Below are 17,491 nucleotides of genomic sequence, written 5' to 3'. Positions count from 1 at the left end.
CAACGCCCGTTCCCCGCCGGACCGTGGGGTCCCCGCCCGTCCGGGACTATCCCGCCGCGTAAGCCTCGAAGGCCTGCGAGAGCGTCACGAAGGGGACGCTGTCAAGGACGTGGACGATGCCGTTGTCCGCCTCCAGGTTCCCCTCGAGCACGACGGCCTCGTCGACCTGGGTGCCCCGCTCGGTCTTCCTGACCGCGATGGGGTTCCCCTCGACGGTCTCGACGACATTCTTTGCAAGCAGCGCATCGAGCGTGCACTTATGCCCGCCGATCGTGAAGAAGTCGATGAGGTGCGAGAGCATCTGTTTGTCATTCAAGATCATCGCCCGGTTCGGTTCGGGGATCGCGTCCCAGGCCGAGTCGACCGGGGCAAAGAACGTCATCGGCCCCTCGCCCTGCAGTGTCTTCTCCTCGCCGAGCGTCTGGATGATATCGATGAGCCGGCCAAACCTCCCATCGTTCTTCAACATGTCAAAGATCTTCGCCATACCGGATACCTCCTTGCAGGCGCCTTTCGTGGCATGTCATGGTATATATCGGTTATTATGCCGGGAAGAGAATGAAAATCTGGGAGAGAAAATAGGCGTCTCCAGTCCCGCAGGAGCGGGGGCACCCCGTCAATCGCGGGTCGGGTCGCCGATATACCGCCGGAGGAGGTCGAGCGCCTCCCACTCCCGGGGGCCGCCGCACTTCCGGGCGAGGCCGGCATGGTGCTCGATCAGCCGGCCGAGCCACGGGTCGCGGCTCCTCACGTAGCGGGTGGCGTGAACCGTAGCATCGATGATACTCGAGAACCCCCGGTTCACCGGGTGCAGCCGCAGGTCGAGCACCTCCTCCTTCAAGGGGGCGAGCCGGACGACGATCGACTCGTCGCCCGCCCGCTCCACGTCCGCGGCAAACGCGGCCCAGGCCTCAACGTCGCGGAGGCGGCAGACGGCCGTCCCGTCGATCTCCTCCCGGACGAAGGCCTCCCCCGGGAGGTCGTCAAAAGCGGTCCGGACGTAGAGGACCGGGTCAAAGACGAAGTTCGCCACCACCCAGCGGTCCCGCACGACGTTTTCGGCGGTATGGCTCCCCCGGAAGAGGACCATGTGCAGGGCGCCGCCCCGGTTGATGATCCCCATGGGGGCGGCGTTGCCGTCGGTGGTCGCGATCACCTCGTTGATCCCCTCGGTCAGGAGTCCCACTGCCACCCCTCTCCAAGGGCCACGTAGATCCCGGCGATGGTGATATCGGCGACCGAGCCCGGGTTGATGCCGCCCTCGATGCACTCGGCGTCGAAGGACCGGATGTCGCGCCCCCCGCGGCGCACCTCCGCGGCGCACCGCATCGTCCTCTCCGCGACCGCCGCCCCGTGCTTCTTCATGATGAAGGTGTCCGGCTCCGTCGCGAGGAGGTCGAGGAACGCCCCGGCGATCGCCTCCCGGCCGCGCCCGTGCGCGTGCAGCAGGTCCGCGCACCGGCGGGTCAGGCGAAATCCGTTCGTCCACTCCCGGGCGACCATGTCCCGGTCCGCCGAGTAGGCCATGATGTCGGCAAGGGTCATCCCCCGCTCCCGTATTGCGGCGATGGAGGCCGGATCGTTCACGTCCAGGTCGTCGCTCTCCCCCACCCTGACCCGGGTGAGGCCGAAGGCCGTATAGAACTCGACCGCGTCCTCAACGTCGGTCCCGGCGACGACCCTCTGCGCCCCCTCGATGTCTCCCCCGAGGACAAGGGGGATGAGCAGGATGAACGCCCCGAAATGGGTGTTCCCCCCGGAGTGACCGTTCGTCCGCATGACCGCCTCCCGGATCAGGCTGCCGACCCGGCCGCCTGGCCCCTCAGCCGCATCAAAGACCGGCCGCACGAGGATGGTCGAGGCGAGGAAGTGTTCGAGGCGTGTGTCGGCGTAGTCGTGGCACCGGTCCACGTTCCCGGGTTTCGGGTAGGCAGAAACCTCGAGCATCATCGCCATCTGCGCCCGTTCAGCTCGATTCATCGGCGGTCTCTTCCTCATCAAACAGCCTGTGCAGGATCTTCTCGGCCAGGCGGTGCTTGCACTGCATGTACTCCCGCGCCGAGAGGCCCTTCTTCTCAAGCGTCATGTTCCGGAACATGCAGGGGGAACTGATCTTGCAGCACCAGGCGAGGCTCCCGAAACAGGTGCTCTTCCCGTCGTCGAGCGGGGTGCCCTTCGCCGCCTCCTGCTTGAGTTTGAGGTACGCGTTCCGGGAGAGCCCGATCTTCTCGAGGGCCGGGATGAGCGGGCAGGCCTTCACCGGCATGCAGCAGAAGGCGAGCGCCCTGATGTCGCCGCCGCGGCAGAGCTGTTTTGGGGCGTTGTACCAGCCGCCTTCGTCGGCGAACCGGGTGATGGCGGCATCGAGGCCGGCGAGCGTCCAGGGGTCGGAACGCCGTGCGAGCGAGACGAGGTCCGCCCCGTGGGAGAAGGCGTCCATCGCCTTATCAAAGGTGTTGATGGAGTTGTTCGCGATCAGCGTCAGGGGAGAGGCGTTGCGGATCTGGCGGACCTTGGCGTGCCCGTAGTCCATCAGGTCCACGTGGAGGATGTCCGCTCCCGCCTTCCAGACGGCGCGGGCGAGGTCACGGTCGTCGGCGGCGACGCCGGCCCGGATCTTGACCGAGACGGTCACGTCCGCCGACTTTAAGGCGCGGACGATCTCCATGAGTTCTGCCGGGTGCTTGAGGAGGTGCTCACCGCACCCCGCCTCGATCATCGCCGGCTGCCGGCAGTGGGCGTCGATCTCGTAGACCACCCGGTCCTCAAGCGCCCGGGCGACCTCGACGTACGCGGCCGGCGTGCTCCCGCGGAGGTTGATGCCCAAAACGACGTCGCTTTCGCCCAGGGCGTCGACCTCTCTCTCCAGGGTTTCCAGGGGGTCGTCGTACAGGAATTCTTTGCGCCCCTCCTGCGCCATCCGCCGGCTTGCGTCAAGGGTTGGGCCGTCGATGGAATAGCCGCCGATGAAGGCGGCCCCCACGTGATCCGCCCGCTCAAGAACATAACCCGCATCCACGATCCCGGCCATGGATGCTATTGCCACCGGTGTTTTTACGATCCGATCGTTTATGAGGAGTTCAAAACGATCATAAGCTTCCATCATACTTCTCCATCCGTTGGCGGTGTGAAGGGATATTGATTTGTGTCGGGTCCGGGAAGGTCGCGCTCCCCGCCGGGGCGGGCGAGCGCACAGCAGGGCCGGATCTCGGCGATGAGGGCTCTCGCGACGGCCCCGGAGTGTCCGGGCGCCGTACGCCGGAGCCTTGCGGTGCGCCTCCCCCGCGCCGCCCCTTCATCCCCGGAGGTTGAGACAATCGGTAATTATTTTAATGTAGCATCGTAGTACCATGTAACATATGGGTAAAAAAGGAATGTTACTGGTCGGACACGGCAGCAAGCTCCCCTACAACAAAGAACTGATCGAGACGACCGCAGCAATCATCGCCAAAAAGACCGATGAGTACCTCGTCAAACCCGGTTTCATGAGCATCAACACCCCGACGGTCGAGGAACAGCTCGAGGCGTTCCGGAGAGAGGAGATCGATATGCTGGTTGTCGTCCCGCTCTTCCTTGCGCGGGGCGTCCATATCGAACAGGACATCCCCGAAATCCTCGGGCTCTCCCCCGGGGCCAGGAAAGGCGAGTTCCGGCTCAACGGGAAGATGGTGCCGCTCGTCTACGCAAACCCCATCGGGAGCGACCCGCTCCTTGCCGAACTGATGCTGAAGAACGCGTCCAACGCGGTCGCCGAACTGAACCACTGAGGCTATGCGAGTCCTGGTGCTGGATACCATCCACGGCGGGGCGGAACTCGCTATAGCGCTCCGGAATGCCGGCCACCAGGTGGACGAGGTGGACGTCTACCGCGGGAAGGCCGGCATCCCTGTTCCCGAGGCGCTCGTCCGCACCTACGACCTTGTCACCGCACCGGTCCACCTCGACCCGGACCACCCTCTCCTCCGGCGGCACGGGCCCGCGGTCTCCCACCACGAGATGGTGAAGTGGGTCCTCAGGGCCCATCCTCCCCGCCCGTTCATCGAGATCACCGGCGCACGGGGAAAGACCACCACGGCTCACGCGCTCGCCTCGCTGCTGCCGGGCCCGGGCGTCCTGCACACCTCGACCGGGACCTACCGCTACCCGGAACGAGACCTCCTCTGGAAGAGGAGCATCACGCCCGCCTCCCTGATCCCGGCGGCGCACGAGGCCTGGCGGATCGGGGGCTGGCTGGTCGCGGAAGAGTCGCTCGGGGTCACGGGGGCCGGGGATGTGGCGGTGCTGACCTCAACGGACGACTACCCGATCGCGGCGGGAAAGAAACACGCGATCGCCGAGAAGTGCCGGCTGCTCGTCCGGGCGCGGACGGTCGTGGTCCCGAGCAGGATCGACCTCCCGCGGTCGGCGGTCGCCGCCGACGGGATGGTCTCCTTCGACGGCCCGGTCTGCCGGTACGCGGGACGCGGGATCGCCGGCACCTTCACAAACCCGCTCTGCACCCTCGCCGGCTACCGGACGGCGCTTGCGCTTGCGGCCGCGACGGCCTGCGTGCTCGGTGTCGATCCCGCGCCGCTTGCGGAGTTCGCCGCTCTGCCCGGCCGGATGGCGGCCCGGCGGGAGGGCGGCCTCCTGATCCTCGACGACGCAAACAGCGGGACGAACACGGCCACCGCCATTGAGGCCGCCCGCTACGCGAGAGAACTCTCGGGGAACGGCGCCCTGACACTCGTCATCGGCGAGGAGGCGCGGGCTGTCTGCGAGGGGTTCTCCCCGGAGGACGTCCGGCGTGCGGTATCGGCCGTCGGGCCGACGGGGGTCGTCTACGTCGGGGAGGCGTGGCGCACGGCCGGAAAGGAGCATACGGCGGCCTCGCTCGACGCGGGGCTGGACCTCGCCCGGAGGATCACCCCGGCGGGCGCGATCGTCCTTGCGGTAAAGACGTGGAGATGACTATGCACTATATTCAACCAAGACCGAGTTCCATTGTAGCGGCGCTCTATACCGCCCGCGACCTGGGGGTGGACGTGGCAATCCTCCACGGCCCGTCAGGCTGTTCGTTCAAGCACGCCCGTCTCCTCGAGGAGGACGGCATGCGGGTGCTGACGACGTCGCTTGCCGACAACGAGTTCATCTTCGGCGGGCACGACCCCCTCATGCGGGTGCTCCGCTACGCGGAGAAGGAGTTTTGCCCCCGGCGGATGGCAGTCGTCGGGACGTGTGTTGCGATGATCATCGGCGAAGACCTCCAGTCCGCGATCCACGACGCCGGGACCGCGACGCCCGCGATCGCCGTGGACATCCACGCCGGGTTCCGCGAGAACATCGACGGAGTGCTCGCGACGCTTGAGCCGGCGGCTGCCGCGGGCTGGATCAGCGACGACGAGCTGGAGCGGCAGCGCTACCTCCTCCGGCAGGCAAACGAGGTGGAGCGGTTGCGCGGCGCGGCGTCCCGGAACTACATCGAGCCCTCCCGCGGCGACCTCAAGCACGTCGCGGCACGACGCCTCGTGGATCTCGCCGACGGCGGTGCCGCGGGCGTCGCGGTCATGAACGCGAAGAAGGAGACCGCGTATATGTTCGCCGACGAACTCATCGCCCTCCACGATACCTGCCCGGACGCCGCGGTCACCTACGTCGCGAACCTTGAAGATCGGGGTCTCCCGAAGGTCCGCGAGGACGCCGCCCGGATCCTTGCCGGTATGCGGGAGCGGGAGGTCGACCCGGAACTCCTCGGGGCGCTGGACGAGTACGGCGCAAACGGGACCGCGATCGGGGAGCGGATACGGGAACTCGCTCCCGACTTCGCCCTCCTTGTCGGGGTGCCGCACGCCGTCCCGCCGGAGTACACCGAAGGCATCGAGGTCTTCTCGATCACGAACGGGCCCCGGCAGGTGGCGCCGCTCCGCGAGATGGGGCACCGGCACGTCATGGTCGAGATCGACCTGCACCCAAAGACCCTCGGCGTCCGCGAGATCGTCGCAAGCGAGTTCGGGGCGGTCCTCCGGAGCATGCGATGAAGTCCTTCCTCGTCGCCGGCGACCGTTCCGGGAGCGGGAAGACGAGCATCACCCTCGCGCTCTCCGCCCTCCTCTCGGCCGACCGGGCCGTCCAGACCTTCAAGGTGGGGATGGACTACATCGACCCGTCCTACCTTGCGGGGGTGACGGGCCGGCCCTGCCGGAACCTGGACGGCTACGTGATGGACCCGGGCGTGGTCCGGGCGGTCTTTGCGCACGGGTGCCGGGGAGCGGATATCGCCGTCGTCGAGGGGGTCCGGGGGCTCTTTGAGGGCGCGGAGGCGCTCACCGACCTCGGGAGCACAGCCGCGATCGCAAAGCAGCTCGATCTGCCGGTAATCCTCGTCGTCAACGCCCGGAGCATCACCCGGAGCGCGGCGGCGATCGTGAAGGGTTTCCAGGCCTTCGACCCCGACGTCGCGATTCGGGGGGTCATCCTCAACCAGGTGACCGGGACCCGCCACCGGGAGAAGGCGGTCAGGGCAATCGAGCACTACTGCGGCATCCCGGTCGTCGGCGCCATCCCCCGGACGGCGGAGATGGAGCTTGCGATGCGCCACCTCGGCCTCGTCCCCTACCGGGAGGGGCAGGGGCACGGGGAGTTCCTCGCGCGGATCGAGGCGGTGAAGCGGATGATCGGCGAGCATGTCGACCTCGACGGACTGCTCGCGCTCGCCCGCGACTCCGCGCCGCCGGCGGGGGAGGGGTCCGTCTACGCGGCCGCCGGGGAGGCGGACGTCCGGATCGGCGTCGCGCTCGATGAGGCGTTCAACTTCTACTACGCCGACCTCTTCGACGTGCTCGCGTCGCTCGGGGCACGGGTGGTCCCGTTCTCCCCGGTTCATGACCGGCTGCCGGAGGCCGACGGCTACATCCTCGGCGGCGGCTACCCGGAGCTCTTCGGCGCGGAACTCGAGGCGAACACCGCGGTGCGGGAGGGGCTCCGGGAGGTCTCGCGGAACGGCACTCCGGTCTACGCGGAGTGCGGGGGGCTCATCTACCTCACCGAGAGGATGGTGCTCGCCCCCGGGTTTGCGGGCTCGAAGGGGGAGGAGGCCTACGACCTCGCCGGGGTCTTTGCCGGCGAAACCCGGATGCCCGGGCGGCGGATGCTCGGCTACGTCGTGGGGACGAGCGCGGGCGAAAGCCCCATGGGGGCGGCGACGTTCCGGGGCCACGAGTTCCACTACAGCAGCGTCCGTCTTCCCGCCGGGACCCGCTACGCCTACCGGCTGACCCGGGGGAGCGGGATCCGGGACGGGCTTGATGGTGCGGTCCGGGACCGGACGATCGGGAGTTACACGCACCTCCACCCGGTGACGAGCAAGGGGATGCTCGCGCACTTTGTGGCGAGTTGCCGGGGCTGACGGAGGGGAGCGCTCCGTGGGGATAGGACGAAGGCCGGATATGGTCTGTTCATTTGGAATCGATGCTGGAGAGTTGTCGGGCATCGAGGTGTGAACAAAAGCGAGCGTGAGCATCGCGGGGCTTTCGCTCGCGAAGTCTGCGCCGACTGCCGGTCGGCCCCGGCAGCCCGCGTTCCGGTAGTGCTCCAGCAGAGAACTGATAATCGATCTCGGTGGATCCGACCGAAAATTTCCGTTATCGGGCTCGGGTAAAGCTCACCCTATTCCGGCTGTCGTTCATCCCTGACAAGATTGGTGCCGGACCCGGCCTGTCCCTGAGTTCGACCTTTTCTCGCAAGCATGGCCTCATGCTGTGGACCGGGTGGCTATCGCCATGGGCTGACGGGAGGGTCTTCCCTCCCCTGTCTCCAACGCGTAAAGATCCGTGCCTGTCATCAACCCCACCCCACCCGCGCTTCGCGCTCCTCCCCGCCCCTCAAGGGGCGGGGGCAGTCATGGCGATACCCAGGGGAAAGCCGTGCCCCGGATTGCATGCAAGCGGGAACATCAGGATGGGATCTCAGATGACCAGTTGTTTCGTAGGGCACTACCCGCGTTCCCGGCCGTCTCAGGGCGCCCGGCGGCATGAAACGCAAAGCATACTAACGAACCGCTACCACACTAATTCCATGATCATTTATCTTGACGGCAGATACGTCCCGGAGGAGGAGGCGAAGGTCTCGGTCTTCGACCACGGCCTCCTCTACGGCGACGGCGTTTTCGAGGGGATCCGCGCCTACAACGGAAGGGTCTTCCGTCTTGACGAGCATCTCGCACGGCTCTACGACTCGGCAAAGACGATCGACCTTGCCGTCCCGATCTCAAAAGAGGAGATGGCCGAGGCCATCAAGGAGACGCTGCGGCGGAACAACTTAAAGGATGCCTACATCCGCCCGATCGTGACCCGGGGCAAGGGCGACCTCGGCCTCGATCCCCGGAAGTGCAAGACCCCGACGGTCATCGTCGTCGCCGTCACGTGGGGCGCGATGTACGGCGACCTCTACGAGAAGGGCCTCCGGGCGATCTGCGTCTCGGTCAGGCGCACCCCGGCGGAGTCGATGCCGCCGAACGTCAAGAGTCTCAACTACCTAAACAACATCCTCGCAAAGATCGAGGCGAACCACATGGGCGTCGATGAGGCGATCTTCTTTGACACCCACGGTTACATATCCGAGGGATCGGGGGACAACATCTTCGTCGTCAAGAACGGCGCCATCATCACCCCGCCGACCTTGAACAACCTGCGCGGGATCACGCGGGCCGTCGTGCTCGAGATCGCGCAGTCGATGGGGATCACCCTGCTTGAGCGGAACCTGGGCTACTACGACCTCTATGCGGCGGACGAGGTCTTCGTCACGGGGACCGCGGCGGAGGTCGCGCCGATCCGTGAGATCGATGGGCGCGTCATCGGGAACGGCAAGCCCGGCCCCATCACCCGGCAGCTGATGGCGGCCTTCAAGGCGGTCACCCAGAAGGAAGGGTCGCCGGTCTACGGGTGAGGACGGGAGTCTCCCGGCAGACATCTTTTTTCCGATCCTTTTTCGATCCTGCGGCTCCTCGCAGATGTATAAGTAGTATGCAGGGCAAGATCGGGATGTCCGCTTCCTGCCCCATGCGGTGAGGCCGGGGTCGGACCCAACCGATGAAGGGTATCTTATGAAGACCACCAGGGCAGTGAAGATCCCCCGGGCGACATGCAAACTCTTCGGTGCGATTAAGGCGCTCGCGACCATCAAACGGTGCGTGGTGCTCGTGCACGGGCCGAAGGGCTGCGTCTACCATATCAACTACATCCTCGGGATGCGGGGCGATCGCCCGTCCGAGATTTACTCGACGTGCCTTGACGAGCACGACGTCATATTCGGCGCCGAAGAGAAACTCAAAGAGGCGATCGAAGAACTGGATGCGAACCTGCGGCCCGACCTCATCGCGGTCCTCTCCTGTTGCGTCTCAAGTGTCATCGGCGAGGATATTGCCGCCGCGGTGAAGGCTGCTTCGACCGGTGCACGGGTCGTCGGGATCGAGGCCGGGGGGTTTGAGGGCGATTTCCGGACGGGCTACAGCGAGACCCTCTGCCGGCTCGTCGAGGAGTTCGTCCGGGAGCCGTGCGAGGTCACGGAGCGGTCCGTCAACCTGATAGGCCTTCTCCGGGGCGGACCGGACCTGCGGGAGCTCGTGCGCATCCTCGAGCTCGTCGGCGTCCGGGTCAACGCGGTGCTTACCGCCGACACAACGGTCGAAGACCTCGAACGCCTGGGCTCTGCGGCGCTCAACGTCGTCGTCTGCGAACCGGCGGGGAAGGCGGCCGCGGAGTTGCTCGAGCGGATCTGCGGCACCCCGTTCATCATCGCCGACATCCCCATCGGGGACGCCGCCACCGTCCGGTTTCTCGACCGCGTCGCCGCATCCCTCGGGCTTCCACGCTACGCGGAGGAGGGCCCCGGCACCGCCGGCGCCTGCCGCGCGGTCCTCGCCGGCCGGCGGGTGGCGATCGTCAGCGGGCCGACGCGGGCGATCTCCATGACCCTCTTCCTTGCGGAGCTCGGCCTTGCGCCGTCTCTCATCGTCGTGGACTTCGACTCGGATACCCTCAAACGGCTGCAGGACCTTGCCGGCCCGGAGTGCGAGATCCTGATCGAGCCGGAGCAGGAAGAGATCCGCGAGAGGCTCAAGGCCTGCCGGATCGACCTGGTCTTCGGCGGCATGCTTGAGAAGTCTCTCGCCGCATCGCTCGGGATCGAGCACCTGGACATGATGCACGGCAGCCAGAGGACGCTCGGGTTTGCCGGCGCAGAGCACCTCATCACGGCGCTCGGGAAGCAAAAACCCCGCCGCCCCGGCGGATAGACAGGGCTCCGGCATGCTCCCGGTCCGGGAGGACCCGCCGGCCGGCGCCGCCGCCGGCTGCCCGGGGGAACGGGGGGAGACGGGCCACGGACTGAATCCGCCCGGTTCCATCCGGCACAACTTTTTTATCCGCTCACGTCCAAGTTGTATGGCACATCGCATGGGCTGCTATAGTGTAGGGGCCAATCATGTCGGCCTTTCACGCCGACGACTGGGGTTCGAATCCCCATAGCAGCATCTTGTTTTCAGGCTCGAATCTGTCGCCAAATGTTTATATATCCCCGTTCCGACCTCCCTTGCATGGGAGCGTTCACAGCACCGACCCAAACCGACAGAGGGTTCCATCGCATCGATAGAACCTTTGCCAGCACAGCCGTCCAGAAAGCATTGGCCAAAGGCACACTCACTCGCGACGACGCCAACCTCATCAACGAGTTCGTGACCGAACTCCAGGCATCGCACGGGATCACCCTGAGCAGGGTGAACAAGATCGTATCGCACCTGATCAACTGGCGCCTCTACATCTGCCCGTACCGGACAGCGACCACCGGCGATCTCTTCTCGGCCATAGCTACCATCAAGGAAGCTAAAAACCAGCGTGGCAGACCGTTCAAACAGAACACCCTGCACGACTACGTCATGTTTCTCAAACGGTTCTACCTCTGGCTGATCGAAAACGGATATTCGGACGTTCCAGAAAAGAAAGTCCGGAAGATTCGGCCACCGCGGGTAGACCGCTGCACCAAACTCCCGGATCAGATGCTCACGCCGGAAGAGATCGAAGCGCTCCTGCGGGCCTGCCAGTCCTCACGCGACCGGGCGATCATCGCACTCCTCTACGAGTCCGGGTGCCGCATCGGCGAACTCGGCCGACTCACCTGGCAGCGCGTGCAGTTCGACGCCTACGGGATAGTGGTTTCCGTCGAGGACACCAAGTGCCACACCCAGCGCTATGTGCGGCTGGTCATGGCCACCCCCTATCTCGCGACCTGGAGAAACGACTACCCCTTTGAACCCGCCGGCGACGCCCTGGTCTTCATTACCTACCGGAAAAAGCCGCTTCAGCATGCCACCGTCTATCAGCAGTTTCATAAAATCGCAAAACGGGCCGGCATCACCAAGAAGATCACCCCGCACATCTTCCGGCACTCGCGGATCACGCACCTCATCAACCAGGGGATGAAGGAGTCGGTCATCAAGCTGATGATGTGGGGGAACCTGAACACCGATATGTTTGCAACCTACGCCCACCTCACCGGCCAGGACATCGACAGAGAAGTTCTCGGGAAGTACGGCCTCATCCAGCAGGAGGAAGCGGAGGAGCGGTACCTGGAACCGGTGCAGTGCCCCGATTGCAAGACCATCAACGCCCCACGTGCGAACTACTGCATCACCTGCGGTCGGTCGTTCACCGACGACAGGGAGGATGTGCAGGAGGCGATGGGCAAGGACGTGCTCGAGAACCCGGAGCTCGTGAGGAAACTGCTCAACGAGTTGATCGAGGAGAAGAAGCGGAAGGGTGAGCTCTGATGCTCACTTCTTATCCCTAGGGACAACCCTCACCATCTCCTCATTTATTAGGTATAATCAAAAGGCGATCTTGCCTGACAGTAGAAGAGTGGCAAGAACTCTGTGGAAGGAATATGTGAAGGTGATTCACAGAGGGAACCGAAATGTGAAGTGTTATATAAATGGATTTTCTCATTTAACGATATAGATCTCAATCGTTAAATGGCAGACTTCCTGCACTCCGAAGAGGTTTGATATGAGGATCGCTTTAGCATGCAATGAGGGTAATAGAATGCCCTTTAAAGCCACTTTTGCCTTCTATGAGAGATGCCTAGAAACTGGACCCAATGGAAGGATTCTATTGCAGGATGTAAAGTATGGAACTGAAGAACTAATTGCGGATCATATTTGGATTCATGATAATCCATCTATCAAAAAGATGGCTGATTTGGATGAAGGAGATATAATCCGGTTTACTGCATTGGTGTATAAATATAGTAGGGATTATCGGCAAAATAAAGAGGACGAAGAAAGTTCAGACTACGGACTTAAGGATATCCAGAATCTGGCCATCCTGACTAAAGGACAAAGAACGTCCTCTAGAATCCTTACTGAAGGACAAAGAACGTCCTCTAGAATATTTACCGAAGGACAAAGAACGTCCATTAGTGGGACCTACTTTGCGTATGAGGTAAACATAGATCTTGGGCCAAGTATCCTACTGAAAGATATAAGTGATACCCAAGGGAACCGAATCACATCTTACGGATCGATTCCTGGTACTATTAAAGATGTTTTCCCTGTGAAACAAGGGGATCAAATCCGGTTCACTGCAGTTGTTAGAAGACGCATAGATTATCCTTGGCTGAGAAATACTTCCAGAGAAAACTACGATTTTGAGGATGTAGAAGATCTAGAAAATCTGACAAATAAGCCCGGATGTTTATCATAACCGTTTGATATTCTCACATTACACCTTCGATAACGCACCCTGAAGTTCCCGCTTTCACTTTCACCCCGCCCGCGGCGCGGGTTCATATACCCCCGTTTCCTGATCGCTTACCTATGAGGCAGAGAGAAACCCTTCGCTACGACCAGACGCTCTTCCGGGACCACGAGGTCTTCGAGTTCACCTACATGCCCGACGAGCTCCACCACCGCGACGCCCAGATCCGTGAACTCGCCCTCCTCGCCCGGCCGGCCCTCCGGAGCGGCAGTCCGAGGAGCGCGATCCTCCGCGGACCGCCGGGGACGGGGAAGACCACCACCGTCCGCCGGCTGTTTGCCGAGATCGAGGAGACGACACAGCAGATCGCCCCGGTCTACATCAACTGCAAGCAGCAACGGACGCCGTTCGCCGTCTTCGCGTGCATCTTTGAGGCGGTCGTCGGCTACGCGCCCCCGGCGACCGGCAAGCACCTCGACGAGGTCGTGCGGGTGGCGGCAAAACGCCTCGGCGAACGGGAGGCCGCGTTGCTCGTCTGCCTGGACGACGCCAACTACCTGCACGAAGCCCGGCAGCTCAACGATCTCCTCTACCGGATCCTCCGCCTCTACGAGGCGTGGGATGTCAGGAAGCCCGGCGTCTTCGCCATCTCCAGCGACCTCCGCCTGAACCTCTACACCGCGGTCGACGAGCGTGTCCGGTCGGTCTTCCACCCGACCGAGGTCTTCTTCTCGCCGTACGCAAAGTCGGAGATCCAGGAGATCCTCGGCGACCGGATCCGGCAGGGGCTGTACCCGAACGTGGTGCCGAAGGCGAGCGCGAACCTCATCGCGGACCTCACCGCAAAGGAGCAGGACATCCGGGTCGGGATCGACCTCGTCCGGACGGCGGCCGAGAACGCGGAGGGCGCCGGGCGCCGGACCGTCACCCGAAAAGACGTGATGGACGCCTCCCGGTCGATCATCACGCCCACCCTGCAGAAGCGGGCCGCGGACCTGAACGAGGGCGAACGTGCCCTGCTCTACCGGATCGCGGAGATGGCGCAGAAGACCGATGCGACCATGACGTCAGGAGCGGTCTTCGAGGCGACGCAGGAGTATATCCCGAACGGAGTGACGACCTACCGGACACGGTTGAAGCGGCTCGAGGAAGCGGGTCTCGTCGACCTGCCGCTCCGCACCGACCGGGGACGGACCCGGGAGATCCTGCTCCGCTTCGCCCCCGATCAGGTGCTCGCCGCCTGCGAAAGGATCGGGAAAACCAGCGCGGCATAAGGTAGTGTCCTAATTAATCATACTTAATAACCGTATGAAAAAATACGCTCCACGTGATCCTCCGGTCAATAATGCCTTCAACCATTCCAGGTGTTGATTTTCCATCCATTTCCTTCATGAAGTTCCAGTAGAACTGGAATACTGCCACCGCTGCTTCTAACCGGCATTTCAGTTTTGAGAAACACTTTGTTTTTCGGACGAGGCGACCGATCCGTTCTCGGAAGATGCCATTTGAATTTTCGATATCAGTCGTTTCGATCTCAGAGAGATCCGGTGATCCGATGACTATGCGTTTCAGCTTCTCAATGACTTTACCCTGCTTCCGAATCTTTATACTTTGGCCATAATTCACACAGGGGGATGCATAACGGTCGTTTAGGGCCTCCTCGTATTGATTGTTCCCATCTGAGTAGATAACAAGTTTTTCGTCGGGATACGGCAACGCGATCCGTTCATAGAGTTGATCCATCATATGATCGCATGTTGTTTTCGCTCATTTAATTTTGATCCACTTGGCTCACCTAAAACTGATCCACCTTAGCTATCACTTTTGTCTTCTCGCTGATGAATCCTTTGGTGATCCCCGCTGGCGGAAACTGGTTCCTGTCATGTTCAGGACAAGGGCTCGATGCGTGATCCGGTCAAGCAAAGCAGCCGTCAGTGCCTTGTCATGAAAGATCTTCCCCCACTCAGAGAACACCAGGTTTGACGTTATCATCGTGCTCGCGGCCTCATACCGGGACGCAAGCAACTGGAAGAGCAGTTCCGCTCCTGCCAGGTCAAAGGTAATATACCCCAATTCATCCAGGATCAGGAGATCCACTCGTTTCAACTGCCGGAGAAGATACGTCAGCCGCCGCTCCTGTTTTGCTTCAACCAGTTCGTTGACGAGTCCCGCCGTCGTCTTGAACATCACCCGATACCCCTGTTCACAGGCCAGGACCCCCGTGGCGATCGCAAGATGGGTCTTTCCGGTTCCCGAGTTCCCGATCATCAGGATATTCTGATGCTCTTCGACGAACTGTAACTGGTTCAGAACCGAAAGATACGCTCGTCCATCGTCCGGCAACAGATCAACCACCACCTCATCAAATCGCTTCATTGTGGGAAACCCCGCTATTCGGATGGCATTCAACCGTTTTCGTGCTAATCTCAACTCGTATTCAGACTCCAGAGCACGAAGGAGAAACCCCAAAATCTCCTCGGAGCACGGACCCGGTTCAAGTTCCCGTACTGCCGCAGCAAGCCCCGAGAGACGCAGGGTATGACAGAGATCTTCAATTGCGGCAGGCATCAGAGAACACCCCGGAGATAGCCATCATAGTGAGAGAAATTCGGTTCCTCTATGATGATACGGTCCAGAGGAAGCGGGGTGTCCGGCAGCTGAGCGGCCTGGTGCATGATGACGCAGCGCAGGGTCTCATAGGTAGGAACCATGCCATGATCTTCCAGGAGTCGGATCGCGGCAACGAGTTCCTTTTCCGATGTTTCGCGGAACAGCGAGAGGATCGGCAGGAAGTCTTTGTGTCTCCCGGCATAGTGCTGATGGAGCAGGTGCTGAATTGCTTCGTCTAACTGCCGGAATACCCGGGAATGCTGGAGGACACCTGGTTTTCGTGAAAAGGTTTTGAGAAAGTGCATGAGGTCGTAGGCCAGTTCTCCTTTTCCGAATCGGCGTTTGTGGCGTGCAAGCAACTCATTGCCACCGACCAGCTCAACGGTGTCGGGAGAGTAGTTCAGGGTGACATAATTCCCGGGATACGTATCCGGCACCGAATAGTAGTTTGACTCGAAGACAACGTGCGAGTATTTTGAGATCCTGGCGGAACGGGATTGATACGTTGAAAATTCAAGAGCAGGCAGAGGAGCAAATGTTTCTTGCTCGTGAAGGAGTCCTTGACTGGGAGGCAACGAACGACGATACACGAAACCATCATTGATCTCGTTGACCGTTGCTGCCAGGTACTGGTTTGCTTCCTCCAGAGATGAGAACGCGGTTCGCTCACTGAACGCCCGCCGTCTCACGTAGCCAACCGTCTGTTCATCGGTTCCTTTCTCGTGCGGGGACCGGGCATTACAGGCATGTGATTCAAACCCATAATGGAGAGAAAAATCAAGAAACCGGGGATTCCACTCTTTGGTTCGGGGATTGATGATGGCAGCCATATTGTCATAGAAGATGGTCTCCGGTACGCCATCGATCTCGTTAAAGAACCGGATGTGAGCATCAATAATCTCAAGAAAGGTCTCACGATGGTAAAGATAGGAAAACCGATACAGAGAGTTGTTGAGCACCATGGAGGCCATGGGATACTTGCCCCAGCGGGCACTGATCTGGAGATCCGTTTTGCCAAAGTCAAATTCTGCGCGGCACCCGGGATCCGTTTCCTGAGCGATGTAGACATCACGATGGCCATACTGGCGTTTCCAGGAAGCGATCTCTCGCTTGACGGTGCTATAACTGATGGTATAGCCTTCGGTGACGAGATGATTCCAGATTTTCTGTCCGTTCCATCGTTGTTTCTTCGGGAGGTCAGCATTCTTCTCCAGGATCGAGTGGATCTGTTCTCGGATCTCGGGGGTGAGGGCAGTGCAGGGACGCTGAATCTGACGGTCCTTGGGAAGAATTGTCTCTTCGACGCCGTCCTTGACATCCTGAACCCGCTGGAGATACTGGGATACGGTATTCCTGGAGATCTTGAGTTCCCTGGCGACTCGTCGCTTGGATCCATGGAGATTATAGAGTTCTACAATGCGTTGGATATCGCTCATCGATTTCACCTACTGGGTCCCTCCAGATCCAAGAATGGAGCAGGAGGGGGTATAGGGTGGATCAATTTATGGTGAGCGTTTTGGGGAAAAGTGGATCAGTTTATGATGAGCGAAAACACATGTCTCCTGGGTGTGTTTCCCGACCGCAGCGGCAATGAGGAAATAGGTGCCTCGCTTTATGCTCGTGTAGACCCATGCATCACCTGCGAAATCTGATTCTGAGCCGTTGTTGACAACATGTTTTTCTTTTTTTTTACGAACGTCCAGAACTCATCACATTCAACCGGGGTCAATTCTAACTCCCGGATAAGGATGTCATTCATCTGGGTCGCATGTTCTGCAACGGCGGTCAGGAGGTTCCCGATGGTATCCCTGTGGTGGCCGGTAAGCCGTTCAATACTCCGAATGCCATTCTTTTCAACAAAGTGCTTACAAATCGTAAGGATCTCAGCCTCTGAAAGGTGCTTCCTGAAGAGGAGAGTGCCTTTCGTTTCCATAAAGAACTTCTTGCAATGCTTGCAATAGTAGCGTTGCCGGGACGTTTTTACGTCTTTCCCGCGTTTAACAATGTCTTTTCCTTCTTCCCGACGATAATAGTGACAGGCAGGGTTTTGACAGACGACATCGATACGTCCACGCGGTCTGGCCATCGAGATCACAAGAAGGTGATACGACGTGATCCAATATAAAGTATGCTATTTTAGGACATTACCAAATTTT

17 protein-coding genes and 1 tRNA gene are annotated in these 17,491 nt (G+C 61.2%); 10 read left to right on the top strand and 8 right to left on the bottom strand.

Annotated features, from left to right (window positions below; all coding sequences use genetic code 11):
• Positions 1-46 precede the first annotated feature (46 nt).
• From QZ408_RS00995 to QZ408_RS00980, 4 genes are all read right to left on the bottom strand, one after another.
• Positions 47-487, bottom strand: a complete 441-nt coding sequence (locus QZ408_RS00995) for a fasciclin domain-containing protein (RefSeq protein WP_292488929.1) — start codon at positions 485-487, stop codon at positions 47-49.
• 129 nt (positions 488-616) lie between these two features.
• Positions 617-1,186: a DUF447 domain-containing protein gene (locus tag QZ408_RS00990; RefSeq protein WP_292488927.1), complete on the bottom strand. Its 570-nt coding sequence runs from the start codon at positions 1,184-1,186 to the stop codon at positions 617-619.
• Positions 1,174-1,980 carry a triphosphoribosyl-dephospho-CoA synthase gene (locus tag QZ408_RS00985; RefSeq protein WP_292488925.1) on the bottom strand — a complete coding sequence of 269 codons (807 nt, stop codon included), beginning with the start codon at positions 1,978-1,980 and terminating at the stop codon, positions 1,174-1,176. The genes QZ408_RS00990 and QZ408_RS00985 overlap by 13 nt, the downstream gene beginning before the upstream one ends.
• Positions 1,967-3,106: a methanogenesis marker 9 domain-containing protein gene (locus QZ408_RS00980; RefSeq protein ID WP_292488923.1), complete on the bottom strand. Its 1,140-nt coding sequence runs from the start codon at positions 3,104-3,106 to the stop codon at positions 1,967-1,969. Before QZ408_RS00980 ends, QZ408_RS00985 begins: the two co-directional genes overlap by 14 nt.
• Positions 3,107-3,359: 253 nt before the next feature.
• On the opposite strand from QZ408_RS00980, the gene cfbA reads away from it, so the two are divergent.
• The 10 genes from cfbA (at position 3,360) to QZ408_RS00930 (ending at position 13,999) form a co-directional block, all read left to right on the top strand.
• Positions 3,360-3,767 (top strand): sirohydrochlorin nickelochelatase, encoded by a 408-nt coding sequence (cfbA, locus tag QZ408_RS00975; RefSeq protein ID WP_292488920.1) that lies wholly within the window; start codon positions 3,360-3,362, stop codon positions 3,765-3,767.
• Between the two features lie 4 nt (positions 3,768-3,771).
• Entirely contained in the window at positions 3,772-4,950 is a 1,179-nt protein-coding gene (gene cfbE, locus QZ408_RS00970; RefSeq protein ID WP_292488919.1) for a coenzyme F430 synthase, read from the top strand.
• 2 nt (positions 4,951-4,952) lie between these two features.
• Entirely contained in the window at positions 4,953-6,017 is a 1,065-nt protein-coding gene (gene cfbD / locus QZ408_RS00965) for a Ni-sirohydrochlorin a,c-diamide reductive cyclase catalytic subunit (protein WP_292488917.1), read from the top strand.
• On the top strand, positions 6,014-7,384 hold the full coding sequence (gene cfbB, locus QZ408_RS00960; protein ID WP_292488915.1) for a Ni-sirohydrochlorin a,c-diamide synthase: 1,371 nt from the start codon (positions 6,014-6,016) through the stop codon (positions 7,382-7,384). The genes cfbD and cfbB overlap by 4 nt, the downstream gene beginning before the upstream one ends.
• A gap of 668 nt (positions 7,385-8,052) precedes the next feature.
• Positions 8,053-8,922, top strand: a complete 870-nt coding sequence (gene ilvE / locus QZ408_RS00955; protein ID WP_292488913.1) for a branched-chain-amino-acid transaminase — start codon at positions 8,053-8,055, stop codon at positions 8,920-8,922.
• Between the two features lie 157 nt (positions 8,923-9,079).
• Positions 9,080-10,270: a nitrogenase component 1 gene (locus QZ408_RS00950; protein WP_292488911.1), complete on the top strand. Its 1,191-nt coding sequence runs from the start codon at positions 9,080-9,082 to the stop codon at positions 10,268-10,270.
• Between the two features lie 164 nt (positions 10,271-10,434).
• Positions 10,435-10,507: transfer RNA gene (locus tag QZ408_RS00945), tRNA-Glu, on the top strand.
• Positions 10,508-10,570: 63 nt separating this feature from the next.
• Positions 10,571-11,800, top strand: a complete 1,230-nt coding sequence (locus QZ408_RS00940) for a site-specific integrase (protein WP_292488910.1) — start codon at positions 10,571-10,573, stop codon at positions 11,798-11,800.
• Positions 11,801-12,035: 235 nt separating this feature from the next.
• Positions 12,036-12,731: a hypothetical protein gene (locus tag QZ408_RS00935; RefSeq protein WP_292488908.1), complete on the top strand. Its 696-nt coding sequence runs from the start codon at positions 12,036-12,038 to the stop codon at positions 12,729-12,731.
• 113 nt (positions 12,732-12,844) lie between these two features.
• A complete protein-coding gene (locus QZ408_RS00930) occupies positions 12,845-13,999 on the top strand; it encodes an ORC1-type DNA replication protein (protein ID WP_292488906.1) in 1,155 nt (384 codons plus the stop codon).
• A 13-nt stretch (positions 14,000-14,012) separates the two neighbouring features.
• Here the strand turns inward: QZ408_RS00930 and QZ408_RS00925 are convergent, their stop codons facing one another.
• The 4 genes from QZ408_RS00925 to QZ408_RS00910 form a co-directional block, all read right to left on the bottom strand.
• Positions 14,013-14,471 (bottom strand): hypothetical protein, encoded by a 459-nt coding sequence (locus tag QZ408_RS00925; protein ID WP_292488904.1) that lies wholly within the window; start codon positions 14,469-14,471, stop codon positions 14,013-14,015.
• Between the two features lie 72 nt (positions 14,472-14,543).
• Positions 14,544-15,293, bottom strand: coding sequence for an IS21-like element helper ATPase IstB (gene istB, locus QZ408_RS00920; RefSeq protein ID WP_292488902.1), 750 nt, complete (start codon positions 15,291-15,293; stop codon positions 14,544-14,546).
• Positions 15,293-16,771: an IS21 family transposase gene (gene istA, locus QZ408_RS00915; RefSeq protein ID WP_292488900.1), complete on the bottom strand. Its 1,479-nt coding sequence runs from the start codon at positions 16,769-16,771 to the stop codon at positions 15,293-15,295. Before istA ends, istB begins: the two co-directional genes overlap by 1 nt.
• A gap of 176 nt (positions 16,772-16,947) precedes the next feature.
• A complete protein-coding gene (locus QZ408_RS00910) occupies positions 16,948-17,268 on the bottom strand; it encodes a hypothetical protein (RefSeq protein ID WP_292488898.1) in 321 nt (106 codons plus the stop codon).
• Between the last annotated feature and the right edge of the window lie 223 nt (positions 17,269-17,491).

Origin of the sequence: Methanoculleus sp. 10 (assembly GCF_913757945.1) — an archaeon.
Classification (GTDB): domain Archaea; phylum Halobacteriota; class Methanomicrobia; order Methanomicrobiales; family Methanoculleaceae; genus Methanoculleus.
The sequence above is the reverse complement of the archived record's forward strand: the minus strand, read 5'-3'. Positions and strand labels throughout refer to the sequence as shown.